Below are 14,619 nucleotides of genomic sequence, written 5' to 3' on the forward strand. Positions count from 1 at the left end.
CAACACCAACACCAACACCAACACCAACACCAACACCAACACCAACACCAACACCAACACCAACACCAACACCAACACCAACACCAACACCAACACCAACACCAACACCAAACCAACTTAGAGCTGTACTCCTTCCTACCTAAATCACTCATTCAAATTCTCCCTCTCTTTTTCTATCAAACCAGTTATTTCAACCTCGAGTTTCTAAGTCTGCAATGGTTGATTAGAGTTACAAATTAAATATGTTCAATTACTTTTACATGTTTCCTTACAAGGAGGTGGCAACTGAGGATGTTTATGAGTTTTCATTCGTGAGAAAAGGTGTAATTGTGCAAATAAGAATAAGGTTTATCTATACAACTACTGTATTTAAAGACAATTTTCTTTATTGATCTATTATTCGTAGTTGTTTTTATATAAAAATAGAAAAGAAATAGAAGTGATATGACCGGGGTGATTAAGTAGAATCAAGCAAAATGTTAGCTCTTTATTAATTAAGTATCTAGTGTGTAATATGTTAAATTAATTGACTTGTGTTTCATGGAAAATGACTCGGTTATTCCTCTATTTGTTGATGTGATATCGCTAAGAATTACACAAGGACGGTTAAATTAACTTTAACTCCACATTTTGAAACTAATGAGCGGCATCATGGAATTGGAGACGAATTAGTTTCAGAGTATGCAGCTAATTCACTGGAATGAGGCGCGAATCGAGCTAACCCAGCAATTAAGTTCATTCCCTGACACTAAATCGCAGCTTCTCCTTCTGCAGCTTCGTCTAAATGCAAAAAATGAAACTACGAGGGCGTAGCACATACACTTCGAATTTATCCATTAGGCTTGGATATACTATCCTTCAAATCAAAAGTGAAGATTTAGTTCAACTTCATTCATAAATACGAGGTGAATAGTGGTATGAAGGACGAGCAGCATGCTGATAGGCATGGTACGAAGGAGAGGTTTTCTTCCTCTGGATTTATTTTTGCGGCTATTGGCAGTGCGGTTGGTCTCGGAAACATGTGGAAATTTCCTTACATAACTGGCCTATACGGAGGAGCAGCGTTTTTCTTGCTCTTCATTATCTGTTTGTTGTTAGTCGGTCTGCCTGTTCTTCTTGCAGAGCTCGCTGTAGGGCGCGGAGGACGAGGGAATGCGGCGACATCGTTCATTCGGCTGAGCGGCAGCAAGCTATGGGGAGGCTTCGGTTTTTTAACGATATTGGGCGCATTTTTAATTTTATCCTTTTATACAGTTGTAGCTGGATGGACGCTGCATTACGCTGTGCTGTCGTTCTCAGGGAAATTATTCGAGAATGGAGACTACGGGGAACGTTTTGCAAGCTTCACAGGTAGCTGGCTGCCTGTAATGTGGCAATTTATCGTTATAGCGCTTACGGCATTAGTTATCGTTCGGGGAGTATCTGCAGGGATCGAGAAGTTTAATAAGGTGCTTATCCCGGGACTGGTTATATTGCTGCTGGCGCTCGCCGCACGCGCATTATCGTTAGAGGGCGCAGCAGAAGGTGTATCTTTTTTCTTAAAGCCTGACTTTAGTAAATTAACGACGGAGTCTGCGCTCGTAGCGCTTGGACACGCTTTTTTCTCTCTTTCACTGGGCATGGGTACGATGTTGACCTACGGTGCTTATGTTGACAAGCGTCAATCTCTCGGAGTGGCAACATTGGCTATTGGATTAGGTGATTTGTTATATGCCTTTTTGGCAGGTCTAATTATATTTCCGACCACTTTCGTGTACGGGATAGAGGCGTCCCAAGGACCAGGGCTCGTATTCGTGGCTTTGCCTGCAGCGTTTTCAGCTATGCCGTTTGGGTCGGTCTTTGGAGGCTTGTTTTTCCTGCTGCTCGCGTTCGCTGCACTTACCTCGACTGTATCGCTATTTGAGGTGCCGGTAGCTTTCGTGCGAGAAGCGTTTAAATGGAGTCGCAGTTTTTCTGTCATTTTTTTAGCTATCCTATGTTTTCTGATCGGCGTTCCCTCTGCGTTGTCAGTAGGAGGTAAGGTGGCGGGGCTTTCTTTTGGAGGTAAAGCTTTTTTCGATTGGATGGACTTTGTATGCTCCAACATTATCTTGCCGATCGGGGGGCTCGTCGTAACGCTGTTTGTGGGCTACGCCTGGAAGGGCGCAGCAGAGGAAGCGGGGCTAAACGCTTGGTGGTTCCGACTATGGCTGTTCATGCTTAGGTTTGTCGCGCCGATACTCGTTCTGCTCGTATTGCTCTATTCGGCAGGCGTTGTTTCCTTTTAAAGAGCGAGCTTCTCCTACTAAAATACGACCATCGTTCATCAGAAACTATGCTGCGGAGTGGATCTTATAATTTCATCGAATTTTGTGTATTATAAGAGGATAAATGTTTTTCGTGGGAAAGGTTGGTCGAGAGTGGAAAATACAGTAGAAAATAAGTCCTCATCCTCAAACTTTATTAAAAATATCGTAGCCGAAGATTTGAAGAGCGGCCATGTGCAGGAAATAATAACTCGCTTTCCTCCTGAACCGAACGGTTATTTGCATATTGGGCATGCCAAATCGATTTGTTTGAACTTTGAGCTTGCAGACGAATTCAAAGGCAGAACAAATCTTCGTTTCGACGATACGAATCCTCTTAAAGAAGATACAGAGTATGTAGATTCCATTCAAGAGGATGTACGCTGGCTTGGCTTCGAGTGGGATGGTTTGCATTTTGCATCAGATTACTTTGAAGAATACTACAACCGTGCCGTACTGCTTATCAAAAAAGGAAAAGCATACGTTTGCGATTTGACAGCTGATCAAATGAGAGAGTATCGCGGAACATTAACAGAGCCGGGTAAGGAAAGTCCTTTCCGCAATCGCAGCGTTGAGGAAAACCTTGATCTATTCGCGCGTATGCGCGCTGGTGAATTTAAGGACGGCGAGCGGGTGCTTCGCGCCAAAATTGATATGGCTTCACCAAATATTACATTACGTGATCCTGTGTTATACCGGATCTCACATACACACCATCACCGTACAGGCGATGCTTGGTGTATCTATCCGATGTATGATTATGCTCATCCTCTCGGTGATGCGATCGAAGGCATTACGCATTCGATATGCACGCTAGAGTTCGAGGATCATCGTCCGTTATACGACTGGGCGATTGCCGAGTGTGAAATGGAAGCAACACCGCATCAATATGAGTTTGCTCGTCTAAATATTACGAATACAGTTATGAGTAAGCGTAATTTGAAGCTTCTTGTAGACGAAGGAGTCGTTGATGGCTGGGACGATCCACGTATGCCGACGATTAGCGGCTTGCGCCGCAAAGGTTATACACCGGAAGCTATTCGCACCTTCTGTCGCGAAATCGGCGTTTCGAAGAGTAATAGTCTTGTCGATGAGCGGAACCTGGAATATTTTATAAGAGAAGACTTGAAGATGAAGGCAATGCGTACGATGGCCGTTCTTAAGCCGCTCAAGGTTGTTATTACGAACTATCCAGAAGGTCAAACCGAGCTGCTGGATGCTGAAAATAACGCGGAAAACGAAGAGATGGGCATTCGCCAAATTCCGTTCTCCCGTGAGCTCTATATTGAGCAGGACGATTTCATGGAAAATCCTCCGAATAAGTATTTCCGTCTGTTCCCTGGCAATGAAGTGCGGCTGAAGCATGCTTACTTTATTACTTGCCAAGAGGTTATAAAAGATGCAGAAGGTAACGTTATTGAGCTGCATTGTACGTATGATCCGAAGACGAAGAGTGGAACAGGGTTCTCTGAGCGTAAAGTGAAAGGGACGATCCACTGGGTGGAGGCAACTCAAGCAATCGCTGCTGATTTCCGTCTGATCGAGCCACTTATTACTAACGAAGCGCAAGAGAGCGGCAAGCCGTTCCTTGAGTGTATCAATCCGAACTCACTTGAAGTGCAGCATGGCTTTGTTGAGCCGAACATGAGCAGCTCTGTTGGCGGGGACAAGTTCCAGTTTTTCCGTCACGGTTACTTTAATGTAGATTCGAAGGGTTCAACGGCTGAGAAGCTGGTGTTTAATCGCATCGTATCCATGAAGAGCTCGTTTGACCCAACTAAAGCATAAGAAGTTAGCCTTTCAGTAAGATGGAAATAGGAATGGCGCACATTAGCCCATTCAATCAAACGAAGAACCCGACCGCTTGCGGCTGGGTTTTTTGTTATGGAGACGAGTGAGGGTTTATTTAATCCATAATTCGGTACTGTGTTACCTACTGTTCTAGCAACTAGCTTTTATGTGATTTAGCTATAGGCTGTTATTCGTTTAATCCTACGTGATATATATCCCGTTTATATATGCGCAGCGCTAGATTGTGCTTTCTTCGTTGATTCCAATCTGCTTGCCCCCACAAACATCGCTGTAATGAAGCCGATACAGCCGATACAAATGCTGAGTATAAAGCCGTGATTAATTGCCGTTGCGAGTGCCGCCTGAAGAAACTCGCGAATCTGTGGACTAATTTCACCACCTGCATGCATGAGGAGCTCTGGATTAGCTAACGTGTTGATTTTATCGGCAGGAATACCAGCTTTTTCAGCTCCTTCGGTAATTAATCCATTTAAATTGTTATTCACAATTGTCGCCATCATTGAAGCGCCTAATATACCGCCAATGTTGCGCCAGAAACCAACGATGGAAGAGCTGACGCCCATATATTTGGGATCCACGTTTGCAGCGACAGAGCTCTGCGCAACGCTCATTAAAGGTCCAATTGCCCCAACTCCAAGTAAAATCATGAGTGCGATCATATATCCGCTAGAAGCATCCGCGCTGACGAACGAAAGTAACGAAGCTACAATGATGGTCATTAGCATAGTTATAAGCATAAGAGTACGGAAGGCGAATTTAGATTGTAAGAAACCGAATAGAATGGCTCCGACAATTAATGAGGCCATCATAGGCGTCAAGACGCCGTTAGAGTTGGAATGACCTAATACCCCTACAGTAAAAATAGGGAGATACGTAATCGCTGAGAACATGAGTACACCTTGGCAGAAGCAAAGGATGCTTGTTCCTAAAACCATCTTGTTTTTAAAAATTTTAAGCGGAAGTACAGGTTCGGCTGCGCGGCGCTCGACTAAAATGAATAAAGTGCCGATTACAGCGGATATTGCGAATAAGCTAATTTCTTGCCATGAGCCCCAAGCGTATGTTTTGCCGCCCCATTCAAGTGCAAGCATTAATGAAACAGTTGTAATGATAAGAAACAATGTGCCTAGATAGTCGATTTTCGGTTTATGCTCGGAGCGGGTTTCTTTTAAAGCAATCATCAAAACGATCATTGAGGCTAATCCGATCGGTACGTTGATATAGAAATTCCATCTCCAGCCCAAATGTTCAGCAATAAAGCTGCCGAGCTGTGGGCCCGCTACAGAGGAGAGACCAAAGATCGCGCCGAAGACTCCTGACATTTTTGCTGCATCCTTCGGATCTTTAAATATCGTATAGATAATGGTGAAGCTGATCGGGAACAATGCTCCAGAGCCAATGCCTTGAATGACACGAAACCAAATGAGCTGATCGGCGCTCTGAGCAACTCCACATAATGCAGAACCGACAAGAAACAACCCAATCCCGATCATGTAGAACATCTTTCTGCCGAACAAATCGGACATTTTGCCAAACACGAGCATCGTGCTTGTTGCCGCCAGCATATAGGCCGTAAATACCCAGCTTACTTTATCAAAAATATTAAAATCCTCACTTAATTTGTTAATGCATGAAGCGACAATCGTATTATCCAAAGATGACATTAATAAACCTAAAGACATTGCCAGTAGGATGAGTTTATTATTTGAATTAGATCCTGTCATTTTGAACCCTCTCTCCTTGTTCTAACTGCTCCATACTTATTAATCCCTCTTGAATAGTTTCCAACTTAGCTTTATATTCATTAATTCCAATTTCAATGCAGATGATATGTGCCGGATACATATGATCTTTGTAGAGGGCATACTTCTCAGTTAACTGTTCTAATTGCTTTTGTGTATGCTCCTGTACCTGCTTCAACCAGGCAATCACCTTGTCATTACCTACAAATTGACCGAAATAGAGTCTCGTCAGAAAATCAGACTTTAAGGCATCCGATTCCATGGGACTATGCAAATAGGCGTTAAACTGTGTTTTACCGTCCTCGGTTATTGTAAAAACATTTTTATTGGGCTTCCCTTCCTGAGGCACATATTCCTTTGTTATCAATCCTTCCTTTTCCATACGATGAAGCATGGGATATATCGTCCCATAACTTGAGCTGTAGAAATGAGAGAGAATTTCTTCATATAATTGTTTGATTTCGTATCCAGATAAAGAACGTTTCATGAGCACACCTAAAATAACATCCTGACTATTCATTCATGTATCTCCTTGTCGTTTTCTAATGGATGACCCTTACCTAAAAGGATAAGTTATCCATATTAATATTACGATCCATAATATATCATTCCGATATATAACATGTCAATATATGGATTTGAAATAAATTACAGAAGGAGTAGAACGCGTATTTAGCGATGATAAAGATGCCTGAACCATTTTACTCTTGCTATGTGAATCGATTGTCTATAGTCTGAAGTAATAACCTGCCAATCCACGATATAATGGTTAGATTACAATTAGACGAATGGAGTAGTCCTAATGATTAAAACGAAAGCTTTTCCGCTGATTTCAGGTTATTCCTCCCTTGATCTAGTGAATACGGAACTAGTACGAAGGGGACAGCGTCAAGATTTATTGCTTACAGAAGGAGACGTGCTGAACTGGCTGCAAACTATTCAAGCGGGAAATCCTTTGTGGGATGAACAGTTAGTTTTAAAGGCTAAGGAACGGATCGGTCCGGTATTGATGTCAGTTTTAGAAATGCGTACTATTTTAAGGGGGAAATTTGAGTTAATTGCGGATGGTGCGAGTGTTACAGACGAGTTTATTGCCTTTCTAGAAAAGAAAATCGAAAAGGCTCCTTTTACATATAAAATAGTGAACCAAAAATTAACGGCAGTACCTGTTGGAGATGCGGAAGATGTTCTTTTATCTTTCATCGCTTATGATGCATTAGCTTTAATTGGTGAAAATAAGCTAGCCCTCTTGAAACGATGCTTGAATCCGGACTGTGTTTTATTATTTATGGACGAGGGTGAGCGACGCAAGTGGTGCTCGATGAAAATATGTGGAAATAGAACAAAAGCAGCTCGATTTCAACATCGGAAATCGGATGAAAAATAAGAACCAACTCCGTAAATGGAGTTGGTTCTTATTTTGGTTGCACAAACTAACCTCCATATTATGGATTCACTAGTTAGTTTGAATCATATCAAGTAAAATGATCATTAGAAAAGGTGGTTTTCATATGCGTTATTTATCTAAAATGAAGGGTAAAGGAAAAAGTCCGCTAAGAGTAGATATAAAGGATTCGATAACAGGCCTTATTGGTGGATTTTTAACGATATCCGTATTAGCTCTTTTAACAAGCATGGCATCGGCAGAATGGCTAATGGCTCCGTTTGGAGCAAGCTGTGTGCTTGCATTTGGGGTTTGGAGCGCGCCGTTATCACAGCCGAGAAATATTATTGGTGGTCATTTGGTTTCCACATTCGTTGGTTTAGCTGTCTATTCCTTATTGGGTAGCGGACCTTGGGCGATAGGTTTAGCTGTAGGCCTGGCAATTGCGGCGATGATGCTGTCAAAAACAACACACCCGCCAGCAGGAGCAGACCCGATCATTGTTATGCTTGGCGGCTTTGGCTGGGATTATTTGTTGACTCCTGTTTTAGTTGGCTCAGTAGTAATCGTGTTATTTGCTTTGCTAATTAATAATTTACGCAGCAACCGGGAATATCCGACTTTTTGGATATGATTCCTAATTCACTCACTAGTATGCTCGACGGGATGCCGTTCATTTCTCTCGTCCAGCTTCTTTTTTTTGTGATATAATTCGTTAAAAGATTAGAGGTGACGAGCATGACCGTTAATCATTATGAAATCGTTGATGCGCAGCCGAGTGATCTGGAGCGTATTGTCGACATCTATAATTCAACAATCGCAAGCAGGATGGTAACGGCAGATTTAGAGTCTGTAACTGTGGCAAGCAAGAGAGCATGGTTTGATGCGCATTCGGCGGATTCAAGACCGATGTGGGTGCTCCGAATCGATGGGGAAATTGCAGCCTGGCTTAGCTTTCAATCCTTTTACGGCAGGCCTGCTTATGAGGCTACTGCTGAAATTAGTATTTATATTGCTGAGGAATACCGTTCGCACGGGTTTGGATCGGTTTTAATTCATAAAGCGATAGGTGAAAGTCCGTGGCTGGGAATCAGTACGCTGCTTGGCTTTGTGTTTGGTCATAATGAGCCAAGCCTAGCGCTGCTGCGCAAATTTGGATTTGAGCAATGGGGATATTTGCCGAGGGTGGCGAAGCTTGATGATGAGGAACGTGATCTTGTGATTATGGGGAGAAGAGTATGAAGCGCACATTAGTTATTAGTGATATTCATGGATGCTATACATCGTTTAACGAATTACTAGCCGAAATGAACTATCGGCCTGGGGATGATCAATTACTATTGCTTGGTGACTTTGTAGATCGCGGACCGCAGAGCAGGCAGGTGGTCGAGCAGGTTATTGGGCTTGTGCAGGGTGGAGGTGCTATCGCTATTCAAGGAAACCACGATGAACGGTTTGTTGACGTGATGCTGGAGCGGAGTGAACAAGCGTTGCTGAAGTTTTCCGATCATGGAGGGCGACAGACTGCTGAAAGCTATGCGGGTATAACACAAGGGGCGGTAGATCGCATTATTGCATGCGCCAAAACGGCTGTTCACGAGCATTATGCTCATCATTTAACATTTTTGGACGAGCTGCCGTACTATTATGAGGATGATCATTTTATATACGTGCATGCGGGGCTGAATCCGAATTATTTGAATTGGAAGAAGCAACCCAAGAGAGATTTTCTTTATATGAAAGAGCCCTTCCTAAGCAGACCTACAACAGTGAGCAAAACGATTATTTTCGGACATACCAAAGTGATAGACATTCATGGCAAGCCCGATATCTGGTTTGGCGACGGTAAAATCGGAATAGATGGCGGCTGTGCGAGCGGACATCAGCTCAACGGTCTGGAGATTACAGGTAAGGATCAATTCAGAACATATGCTGTTCCTTACAAGCGGTAGATAGCTTGTTCAATGAGGTGGTTGTACATAAATGTTTAGAAAAGCATACAGCAAGAGCTTGCTGCTTAACCTATTTATTCTCGCGGCAGCCATTGTTTACGCACTTATAATGGGATATTTATTATTTTATCGCGATCGTTATTTTGGCCATACTTACAGGTACAATCTGGTTCCCTTCGATACTGTCAAGCGATATATGCTGCATACAGACCACATCAACTTTGAAATTTGGTTCAAAAATATTTTTGGTAATATCGTGTTATTTATACCAATCGGAATAATCCTGCCCATGCTTAACATAGCATATAGACGGGTGTTAGCGCTTATTTTCGCAACTGTGTTAATCATTACAGCAATAGAGCTCCTACAAATGCTTACGAGAGTTGGCAGCTTCGACATCGATGATATTATCCTCAATACGTTAGGCTCCTTAATTGGTTTAGGAATGGTTAGAACGGTATTCCGCAAAAAAAGGACATAGATAATATGAGGAGTTGAAGTAGGATGGGTGGACGGAGCTAGAGTAACCTCGCTCGTCCTCACGAGCTCGGAGCGTCCATGTGAACGTTCCGTTTTTCGTTTCGGGGCGTTCGTTGGACTTTCCCAAATAAGACCCAATAAAAAGGTAAGAAGCGAGATGAAAGAGACACAACAATTACAGAACCAATTAGTGCAAATATAAAGCCGCCTAGATACCATAAATTTAAGATCACTTCTATGTTAGATGCGGGACGAAATTCACGATAAACAGCCAAGAACAAAGGATGTACAAGGTAAATACCAAAGGCGAGTTCCCCAAGCCGACGGAATAAGTGTGAAATATAGGATGGTAAACGAGTATAAAGGATGTAAGATAATTGGAGTAAAGCTAGTGCGGCCGTGAATGTACGAATAAACCACAACGTTTGATACAGCGACAATTCGTATTTTGAGCCGTATAAACGGAAGTTATACCAGATATACACTTCTGCTATACCTGAACCTAACCATAAGAATATGATGAGAAGCATAACCAATATCGGAGTATGTTGCTGTGATCGATATTTATCTTTACTTACCTCGAACCACTCTTTAACCTTCGGATACCTAATGCCTATCCAAGCCCCGAGCATATAATAGCTGAAATATGAAAATGACCAGCTTCCATCGTATGGAATATCTATATATTCATTCAAAAGTCGGAATCCCCATTGTACAGCGAAGCCAAACGGAATTGCCCATTTTATTAAGACAGGCCAGCGTTTAAACATAAGCATAACAAAAGGAAAAAAGAGATAAAATTGAATGCTAATAAAAATAAAATAGAGATGGGCGTATGCATTCCCTGTCAGTAACTTCACCAAAAAGTCAGTCATAACTTCCCCAATTGATTCGCCTGAATAATGAGTCACAAGCACAACCGCATAATATACAGCCGAGAAGAGAAGGTAAGGGACAATGATAAGCAATAACCTTCGTTTATAAAAAGTCTGAAGAAGAGTCTTAGTCATGGGACGGTCATAATAGTTAAGAAATAGAACGAAACTACTAAGAAAGATGAAGGTCGTCGTTCCAAACTTCATAAATACATTCAAGGCATTATATAGGATGAAGCTGTTATAAGTCTTCATCTCAAGCGTTGCGAAAGAAGTTGCATGCACAGTCAGGACGCCGAGAATGGCAAAAGCGCGGACGAGCCATAGCTCGTTCAATCGCAAATTAAATGTCGGATTTTGACCCATGCTAGTCTCCTTTCTCATTCCATTAAAGATTGAATAAATCACTGGTATTTATACCATTTTTATCTAATTGAAATCAATTTGTCAACTTAAAAACTCCTAAATTAAAGAAATAATATAAAAGTTTGCAACTTTTTTCGGGATTGGTATGTTTAAGATATTGGGATAAATCTCAAAATCTTGTAGGAGTTGAGTATATGTTTTTGAGAAAGAAAAGGTGGAGCGTATCAATTGGCATAGTGGTATTATTTTTGATTATTGCTAGTGCATATTTGATGTGGCAACGGTCAAATTCAATAGTGAGTACTGCATCCATGCAGACGCTGCTTAAAGTAGAATCAAGCGCCAATATAGAAGACAATTATGATGTCGTTGTAGTAGGTACTGATCCAGAAGGTGTTGTTGCTGCTATATCGGCCGCTCGCAATGGACTTCATGTGCTTCTAGTGGATGGCAGGGAGCGAGAAATATTAGGTGGGCTGATTACACTTGGGTGGCTTAATTCGTTGGACTTGAATACTTCTCCTAATCAATCCAAGTTTCCGGGAAAACTTAGTCTTTTAAATAAAGGTATATTCCAAGAATGGTATGATCAGCTTGAAGGTACTTCTGTAGACGTTACATCAGCAGCTAATTTATTCTATCGCATGGTAAAGGCAGAGCCGAATATTGACCTTCTCATGGATTTAAATGCAATGGAGCCCATAATGAACGATGAAAAGGGTGCGAAGGAAGTTGTAGGCATCCGTTTGCTGAAGGCTGATGGGACGGAGCAGCGAGTGAACGCGGCTTATGTAATAGACGCGACACAGGATGCTGATATAGCGGCTCTGGCTGGTGTGCCATATACCGTAGGCCGTGAGGACATCGGTAACCCCGAAGCGCAGCAAGCAGTCACGTTAGTGTTTAAGCTCAGCGGCGTGACACAGGAGGTGTGGAATTCATTCAAAAATATGGATGATGGCACCGGCGTTGATAAAATGAGTGCATGGGGATTTGGTAAAGCTAAATTATACGAGCCGACTGACCCTGAACGAGTTGGAGTGAGGGCACTTAATATCGGCAGGCAAAATGATGATACGATTCTCATAAACGCCATGCACATCCTCTATATTGATCCCTTTGATCCGGAGTCTGTAAAGGAAGGATTCGAAATAGGAAAAAAGGAAGCCCCGCTCATTGCAGAGTACTTAAAGAAGACTTTCAAGGAGCTAAAAGATACGGAATTCGCCGGAACGGCACCTGAGCTCTATGTTCGTGAGACTAGACATATTCAAGGAGAATATCGCTTAACAGCAGTTGATGTTCTGGATAACCGTGACTTCTGGGATGCGATTGCTTACGGCTCATATGAAGTGGATATGCAAAGGGTAAGTCAACATGACAAAGGTGCTATTGTTGTTCATCCCAAGCAATATGGCGTTCCCTTCCGAACGCTTGTGCCTCAAAAGGTTGACGGTTTACTCGTTGTTGGCCGTGCGAAGAGTGTCGATACGATTCCTCATGGGAGTACGCGTGTCATTCCACTAGGAATGGCGACGGGTGAAGCGGCAGGTGCAGCAGCGAAGCTCGCAATCGATAATAAGATGTCATTCCGAGCACTTTCCAAGTCTGAAGTACATATTGCGGAATTACGAAAAATGCTGCAAAAGCAAGGCATGAAGCTTGAGATGGAACAATTTGATAAACCGGACTATGCGAAGCATAGAACGTATAAGGGCTTGTTGGCGGCTGTTAGTATGTTTGTGACGATTGGCGGGGACAAAAATGAATCATGGGATCTTGATGGACTTTCGACAGTTGGGAAATTCCATAGCAATATGGCTCAGGTGAGGAGAGTGCATTCAACTGTGTTTAAAGGCGAAGTGTACGCTGCCTTACAAGGTTTAAAGGAAGAAGAGAAAAAGCAGTCCTTATCTTTAGATCGAGCAGCATCTATCATCCTTCTTACAGCCAATGAAACCATTGCACCGGAAAATGCCGTACAGGAGTTACTAACTCGCAAGTGGGTAACAGCAGATACATTGAATCAGATTAAGGACAAAGAGAGACTGACAAATGGTGAAACATTTCTTCTTATCCGTGATGTTGTTGAATATTACGCTGGTGTAGTGTATGAGTAGTTTATATACTTTGATTGAGAGTTAACATAGCCAATGTTAAAATAGAAACAACTATTGTTACGCTGATGATGAGAGGAAGATTGACGTTGAGTAAATTTTGGAATCCGCTAACCGCTTCTCTAGTGCCTTATGTACCGGGAGAGCAGCCGAAGGATAAAACGTATATTAAGCTGAACACGAACGAGAATCCGTATCCGCCTTCTCCTAAAGCGATTGAAGCCATTACAGCAGCCGCAAATGCAGATTTGCGTTTATATCCTGATCCGACTTGCGATGGACTAGTACAAGCTGCTGCAAAATATTATGGCTTATCTTCCGAGCAAGTATTTGTGGGCAACGGTTCAGATGAGATTTTGGCATTTGCATTTGCCGCGTTTTTTGATCCAGCTAAACCCGTTTTATTTCCGGATATCACGTACAGCTTCTATAAGGTATACGCTAAGCTATACGGCTTAAAGACGGAATTGATTAAGCTGGATGAGCAGTTTAATGTGCAGGTGGAACATTTTAATCAGCCAAATAGCGGCATTATCATACCTAATCCGAATGCGCCGACAGCTCAGGCTATTTCGCTGAAGGACATTCGTACTCTGCTGGATATGAATCCGAATCAAGCTGTCATTATCGATGAGGCCTATATTGATTTCGGCGGAGAATCTGCGATAGAGCTGATCGAGCATTATCCAAACCTGCTTGTTGTGCAGACACTTTCCAAGTCTCGTTCGCTCGCAGGGCTGCGTGTCGGCTTGGCATTCGGCAGTGCGGAATTAATTGAGGGTTTAAATAGGATCAAAAATTCATTTAACTCCTACACGTTGGATCGTCTAGCTCTGGCAGGTGCAATTGCTGCACTAGAGGATGAGGCACATTTTCAAGAAACAACAGCGAAAGTTATACGTACACGTGAGCATGTTACTGAGCAATTGGTGGCACTCGGGTTTCTTGTAACCGACTCAAAAGCGAACTTCGTGTTTATTTCGCATCCTGAGGTTGCGGCTAAACAAATATTTCAGCAGCTTCGTGACAAGGGTGTGCTCGTCCGTTATTTCGATCAGCCGCGAATTAATGAATATTTGCGTGTCAGCATAGGAACGGATGAAGAGATGACAGCTTTTATAGCGGCAATCCAAGAAATTGTAGGTCAGTAATGAAAGAAGCAAACAATGAACAAATCCTTATTGGGCGGTCCATGAAATTAGTCGTACTGTTAAGTGTCATTTATGCTCTAACAGGCAATGCGTTTTTTTATATCTCTTACTATTACAGCGATATATTTAATTGGAGTTATTTGATTGCTGTCTTTCTGATTGCGGCATTTGCTGCACCGATCATTCGTTTCTTTCGGAATCGTCATTGGTATTTCCCGATAATTATTTTTTTGTTTTGGATTCCGTTTAGCGTGCTCTTCGCCTTTGTGTTAAGCAAGCTTCTCAAACTATCACTGTCTGATTATGATTTCGGATTACTGCTCGTATATTTCCTCGTGTTAAATGTCATTATTACTGTGCTCGGAATAACACTCGGAATTTTGGTAAATGGGTTATTGATAATTTGGATGAAATATAAGGGTAAGACAACGAAGGTATAATATTATTAAAAAAAC

The 14,619-nt window shown here is 42.3% G+C and carries 13 protein-coding genes; 10 read left to right on the forward strand and 3 right to left on the reverse strand.

Features of this window, described 5'->3' with window-relative positions; genetic code table 11:
• Nucleotides 1–917 precede the first annotated feature (917 nt).
• Together AC0YN7_RS28685 and AC0YN7_RS28690 are read left to right on the forward strand one after the other, a co-directional pair.
• Entirely contained in the window at nucleotides 918–2,267 is a 1,350-nt protein-coding gene (locus AC0YN7_RS28685; RefSeq protein ID WP_475813427.1) for a sodium-dependent transporter, read from the forward strand.
• Between the two features lie 132 nt (nucleotides 2,268–2,399).
• The gene (locus tag AC0YN7_RS28690; protein ID WP_475813428.1) at nucleotides 2,400–4,073 is read left to right on the forward strand and encodes a glutamine--tRNA ligase/YqeY domain fusion protein; all 1,674 of its coding nucleotides are present in this window, start codon (nucleotides 2,400–2,402) and stop codon (nucleotides 4,071–4,073) included.
• Between the two features lie 224 nt (nucleotides 4,074–4,297).
• Here AC0YN7_RS28690 and AC0YN7_RS28695 read toward each other — a convergent pair whose 3' ends face one another.
• Both AC0YN7_RS28695 and AC0YN7_RS28700 read right to left on the reverse strand, forming a co-directional pair.
• Entirely contained in the window at nucleotides 4,298–5,821 is a 1,524-nt protein-coding gene (locus AC0YN7_RS28695) for a DHA2 family efflux MFS transporter permease subunit (protein WP_475813429.1), read from the reverse strand.
• The gene (locus tag AC0YN7_RS28700) at nucleotides 5,808–6,359 is read right to left on the reverse strand and encodes a helix-turn-helix transcriptional regulator (RefSeq protein WP_475813430.1); all 552 of its coding nucleotides are present in this window, start codon (nucleotides 6,357–6,359) and stop codon (nucleotides 5,808–5,810) included. Before AC0YN7_RS28700 ends, AC0YN7_RS28695 begins: the two co-directional genes overlap by 14 nt.
• A gap of 282 nt (nucleotides 6,360–6,641) precedes the next feature.
• Here AC0YN7_RS28700 and AC0YN7_RS28705 point away from each other — a divergent pair, with 282 nt between their 5' ends.
• From AC0YN7_RS28705 to AC0YN7_RS28725, 5 genes are all read left to right on the forward strand, one after another.
• Nucleotides 6,642–7,226 carry a CGNR zinc finger domain-containing protein gene (locus AC0YN7_RS28705; protein ID WP_475813431.1) on the forward strand — a complete coding sequence of 195 codons (585 nt, stop codon included), beginning with the start codon at nucleotides 6,642–6,644 and terminating at the stop codon, nucleotides 7,224–7,226.
• Between the two features lie 97 nt (nucleotides 7,227–7,323).
• The gene (locus tag AC0YN7_RS28710) at nucleotides 7,324–7,857 is read left to right on the forward strand and encodes an HPP family protein (RefSeq protein WP_475813432.1); all 534 of its coding nucleotides are present in this window, start codon (nucleotides 7,324–7,326) and stop codon (nucleotides 7,855–7,857) included.
• A gap of 104 nt (nucleotides 7,858–7,961) precedes the next feature.
• Nucleotides 7,962–8,465 carry an N-acetyltransferase family protein gene (locus tag AC0YN7_RS28715; protein WP_475813433.1) on the forward strand — a complete coding sequence of 168 codons (504 nt, stop codon included), beginning with the start codon at nucleotides 7,962–7,964 and terminating at the stop codon, nucleotides 8,463–8,465.
• Nucleotides 8,462–9,175 carry a metallophosphoesterase gene (locus AC0YN7_RS28720; RefSeq protein WP_475813434.1) on the forward strand — a complete coding sequence of 238 codons (714 nt, stop codon included), beginning with the start codon at nucleotides 8,462–8,464 and terminating at the stop codon, nucleotides 9,173–9,175. The genes AC0YN7_RS28715 and AC0YN7_RS28720 overlap by 4 nt, the downstream gene beginning before the upstream one ends.
• Before the next feature lie 31 nt (nucleotides 9,176–9,206).
• Nucleotides 9,207–9,656 carry a VanZ family protein gene (locus AC0YN7_RS28725; protein ID WP_475813435.1) on the forward strand — a complete coding sequence of 150 codons (450 nt, stop codon included), beginning with the start codon at nucleotides 9,207–9,209 and terminating at the stop codon, nucleotides 9,654–9,656.
• A 58-nt stretch (nucleotides 9,657–9,714) separates the two neighbouring features.
• Here AC0YN7_RS28725 and AC0YN7_RS28730 read toward each other — a convergent pair whose 3' ends face one another.
• On the reverse strand, nucleotides 9,715–10,896 hold the full coding sequence (locus tag AC0YN7_RS28730) for an acyltransferase (protein WP_475813436.1): 1,182 nt from the start codon (nucleotides 10,894–10,896) through the stop codon (nucleotides 9,715–9,717).
• Between the two features lie 194 nt (nucleotides 10,897–11,090).
• Between AC0YN7_RS28730 and AC0YN7_RS28735 the strand changes: the two genes are divergently transcribed.
• The 3 genes from AC0YN7_RS28735 (at nucleotide 11,091) to AC0YN7_RS28745 (ending at nucleotide 14,604) form a co-directional block, all read left to right on the forward strand.
• A complete protein-coding gene (locus tag AC0YN7_RS28735; protein WP_475813437.1) occupies nucleotides 11,091–13,016 on the forward strand; it encodes an FAD-dependent oxidoreductase in 1,926 nt (641 codons plus the stop codon).
• Between the two features lie 86 nt (nucleotides 13,017–13,102).
• Nucleotides 13,103–14,164 carry a histidinol-phosphate transaminase gene (hisC, locus tag AC0YN7_RS28740; protein WP_475813438.1) on the forward strand — a complete coding sequence of 354 codons (1,062 nt, stop codon included), beginning with the start codon at nucleotides 13,103–13,105 and terminating at the stop codon, nucleotides 14,162–14,164.
• Nucleotides 14,164–14,604: a hypothetical protein gene (locus AC0YN7_RS28745; protein ID WP_475813439.1), complete on the forward strand. Its 441-nt coding sequence runs from the start codon at nucleotides 14,164–14,166 to the stop codon at nucleotides 14,602–14,604. Before hisC ends, AC0YN7_RS28745 begins: the two co-directional genes overlap by 1 nt.
• The last annotated feature ends 15 nt before the right edge of the window (nucleotides 14,605–14,619 follow it).

The sequence above is a fragment of the Paenibacillus sp. J31R122 genome, from assembly GCF_056269185.1.

What these genes read in the sequence shown, in the direction of transcription:
- AC0YN7_RS28685 (WP_475813427.1), top strand. Translation starts at nt 918, where the DNA reads ATGAAGGACGAGCAGCATGCTGATAGGCATGGTACGAAGGAGAGGTTT.
- AC0YN7_RS28695 (WP_475813429.1), bottom strand. Translation starts at nt 5,821, where the DNA reads ATGACAGGATCTAATTCAAATAATAAACTCATCCTACTGGCAATGTCT.
- AC0YN7_RS28700 (WP_475813430.1), bottom strand. Translation starts at nt 6,359, where the DNA reads ATGAATAGTCAGGATGTTATTTTAGGTGTGCTCATGAAACGTTCTTTA.
- AC0YN7_RS28705 (WP_475813431.1), top strand. Translation starts at nt 6,642, where the DNA reads ATGATTAAAACGAAAGCTTTTCCGCTGATTTCAGGTTATTCCTCCCTT.
- AC0YN7_RS28710 (WP_475813432.1), top strand. Translation starts at nt 7,324, where the DNA reads ATGATCATTAGAAAAGGTGGTTTTCATATGCGTTATTTATCTAAAATG.
- AC0YN7_RS28715 (WP_475813433.1), top strand. Translation starts at nt 7,962, where the DNA reads ATGACCGTTAATCATTATGAAATCGTTGATGCGCAGCCGAGTGATCTG.
- AC0YN7_RS28720 (WP_475813434.1), top strand. Translation starts at nt 8,462, where the DNA reads ATGAAGCGCACATTAGTTATTAGTGATATTCATGGATGCTATACATCG.
- AC0YN7_RS28725 (WP_475813435.1), top strand. Translation starts at nt 9,207, where the DNA reads ATGTTTAGAAAAGCATACAGCAAGAGCTTGCTGCTTAACCTATTTATT.
- AC0YN7_RS28730 (WP_475813436.1), bottom strand. Translation starts at nt 10,896, where the DNA reads ATGGGTCAAAATCCGACATTTAATTTGCGATTGAACGAGCTATGGCTC.
- AC0YN7_RS28735 (WP_475813437.1), top strand. Translation starts at nt 11,091, where the DNA reads ATGTTTTTGAGAAAGAAAAGGTGGAGCGTATCAATTGGCATAGTGGTA.
- AC0YN7_RS28745 (WP_475813439.1), top strand. Translation starts at nt 14,164, where the DNA reads ATGAAAGAAGCAAACAATGAACAAATCCTTATTGGGCGGTCCATGAAA.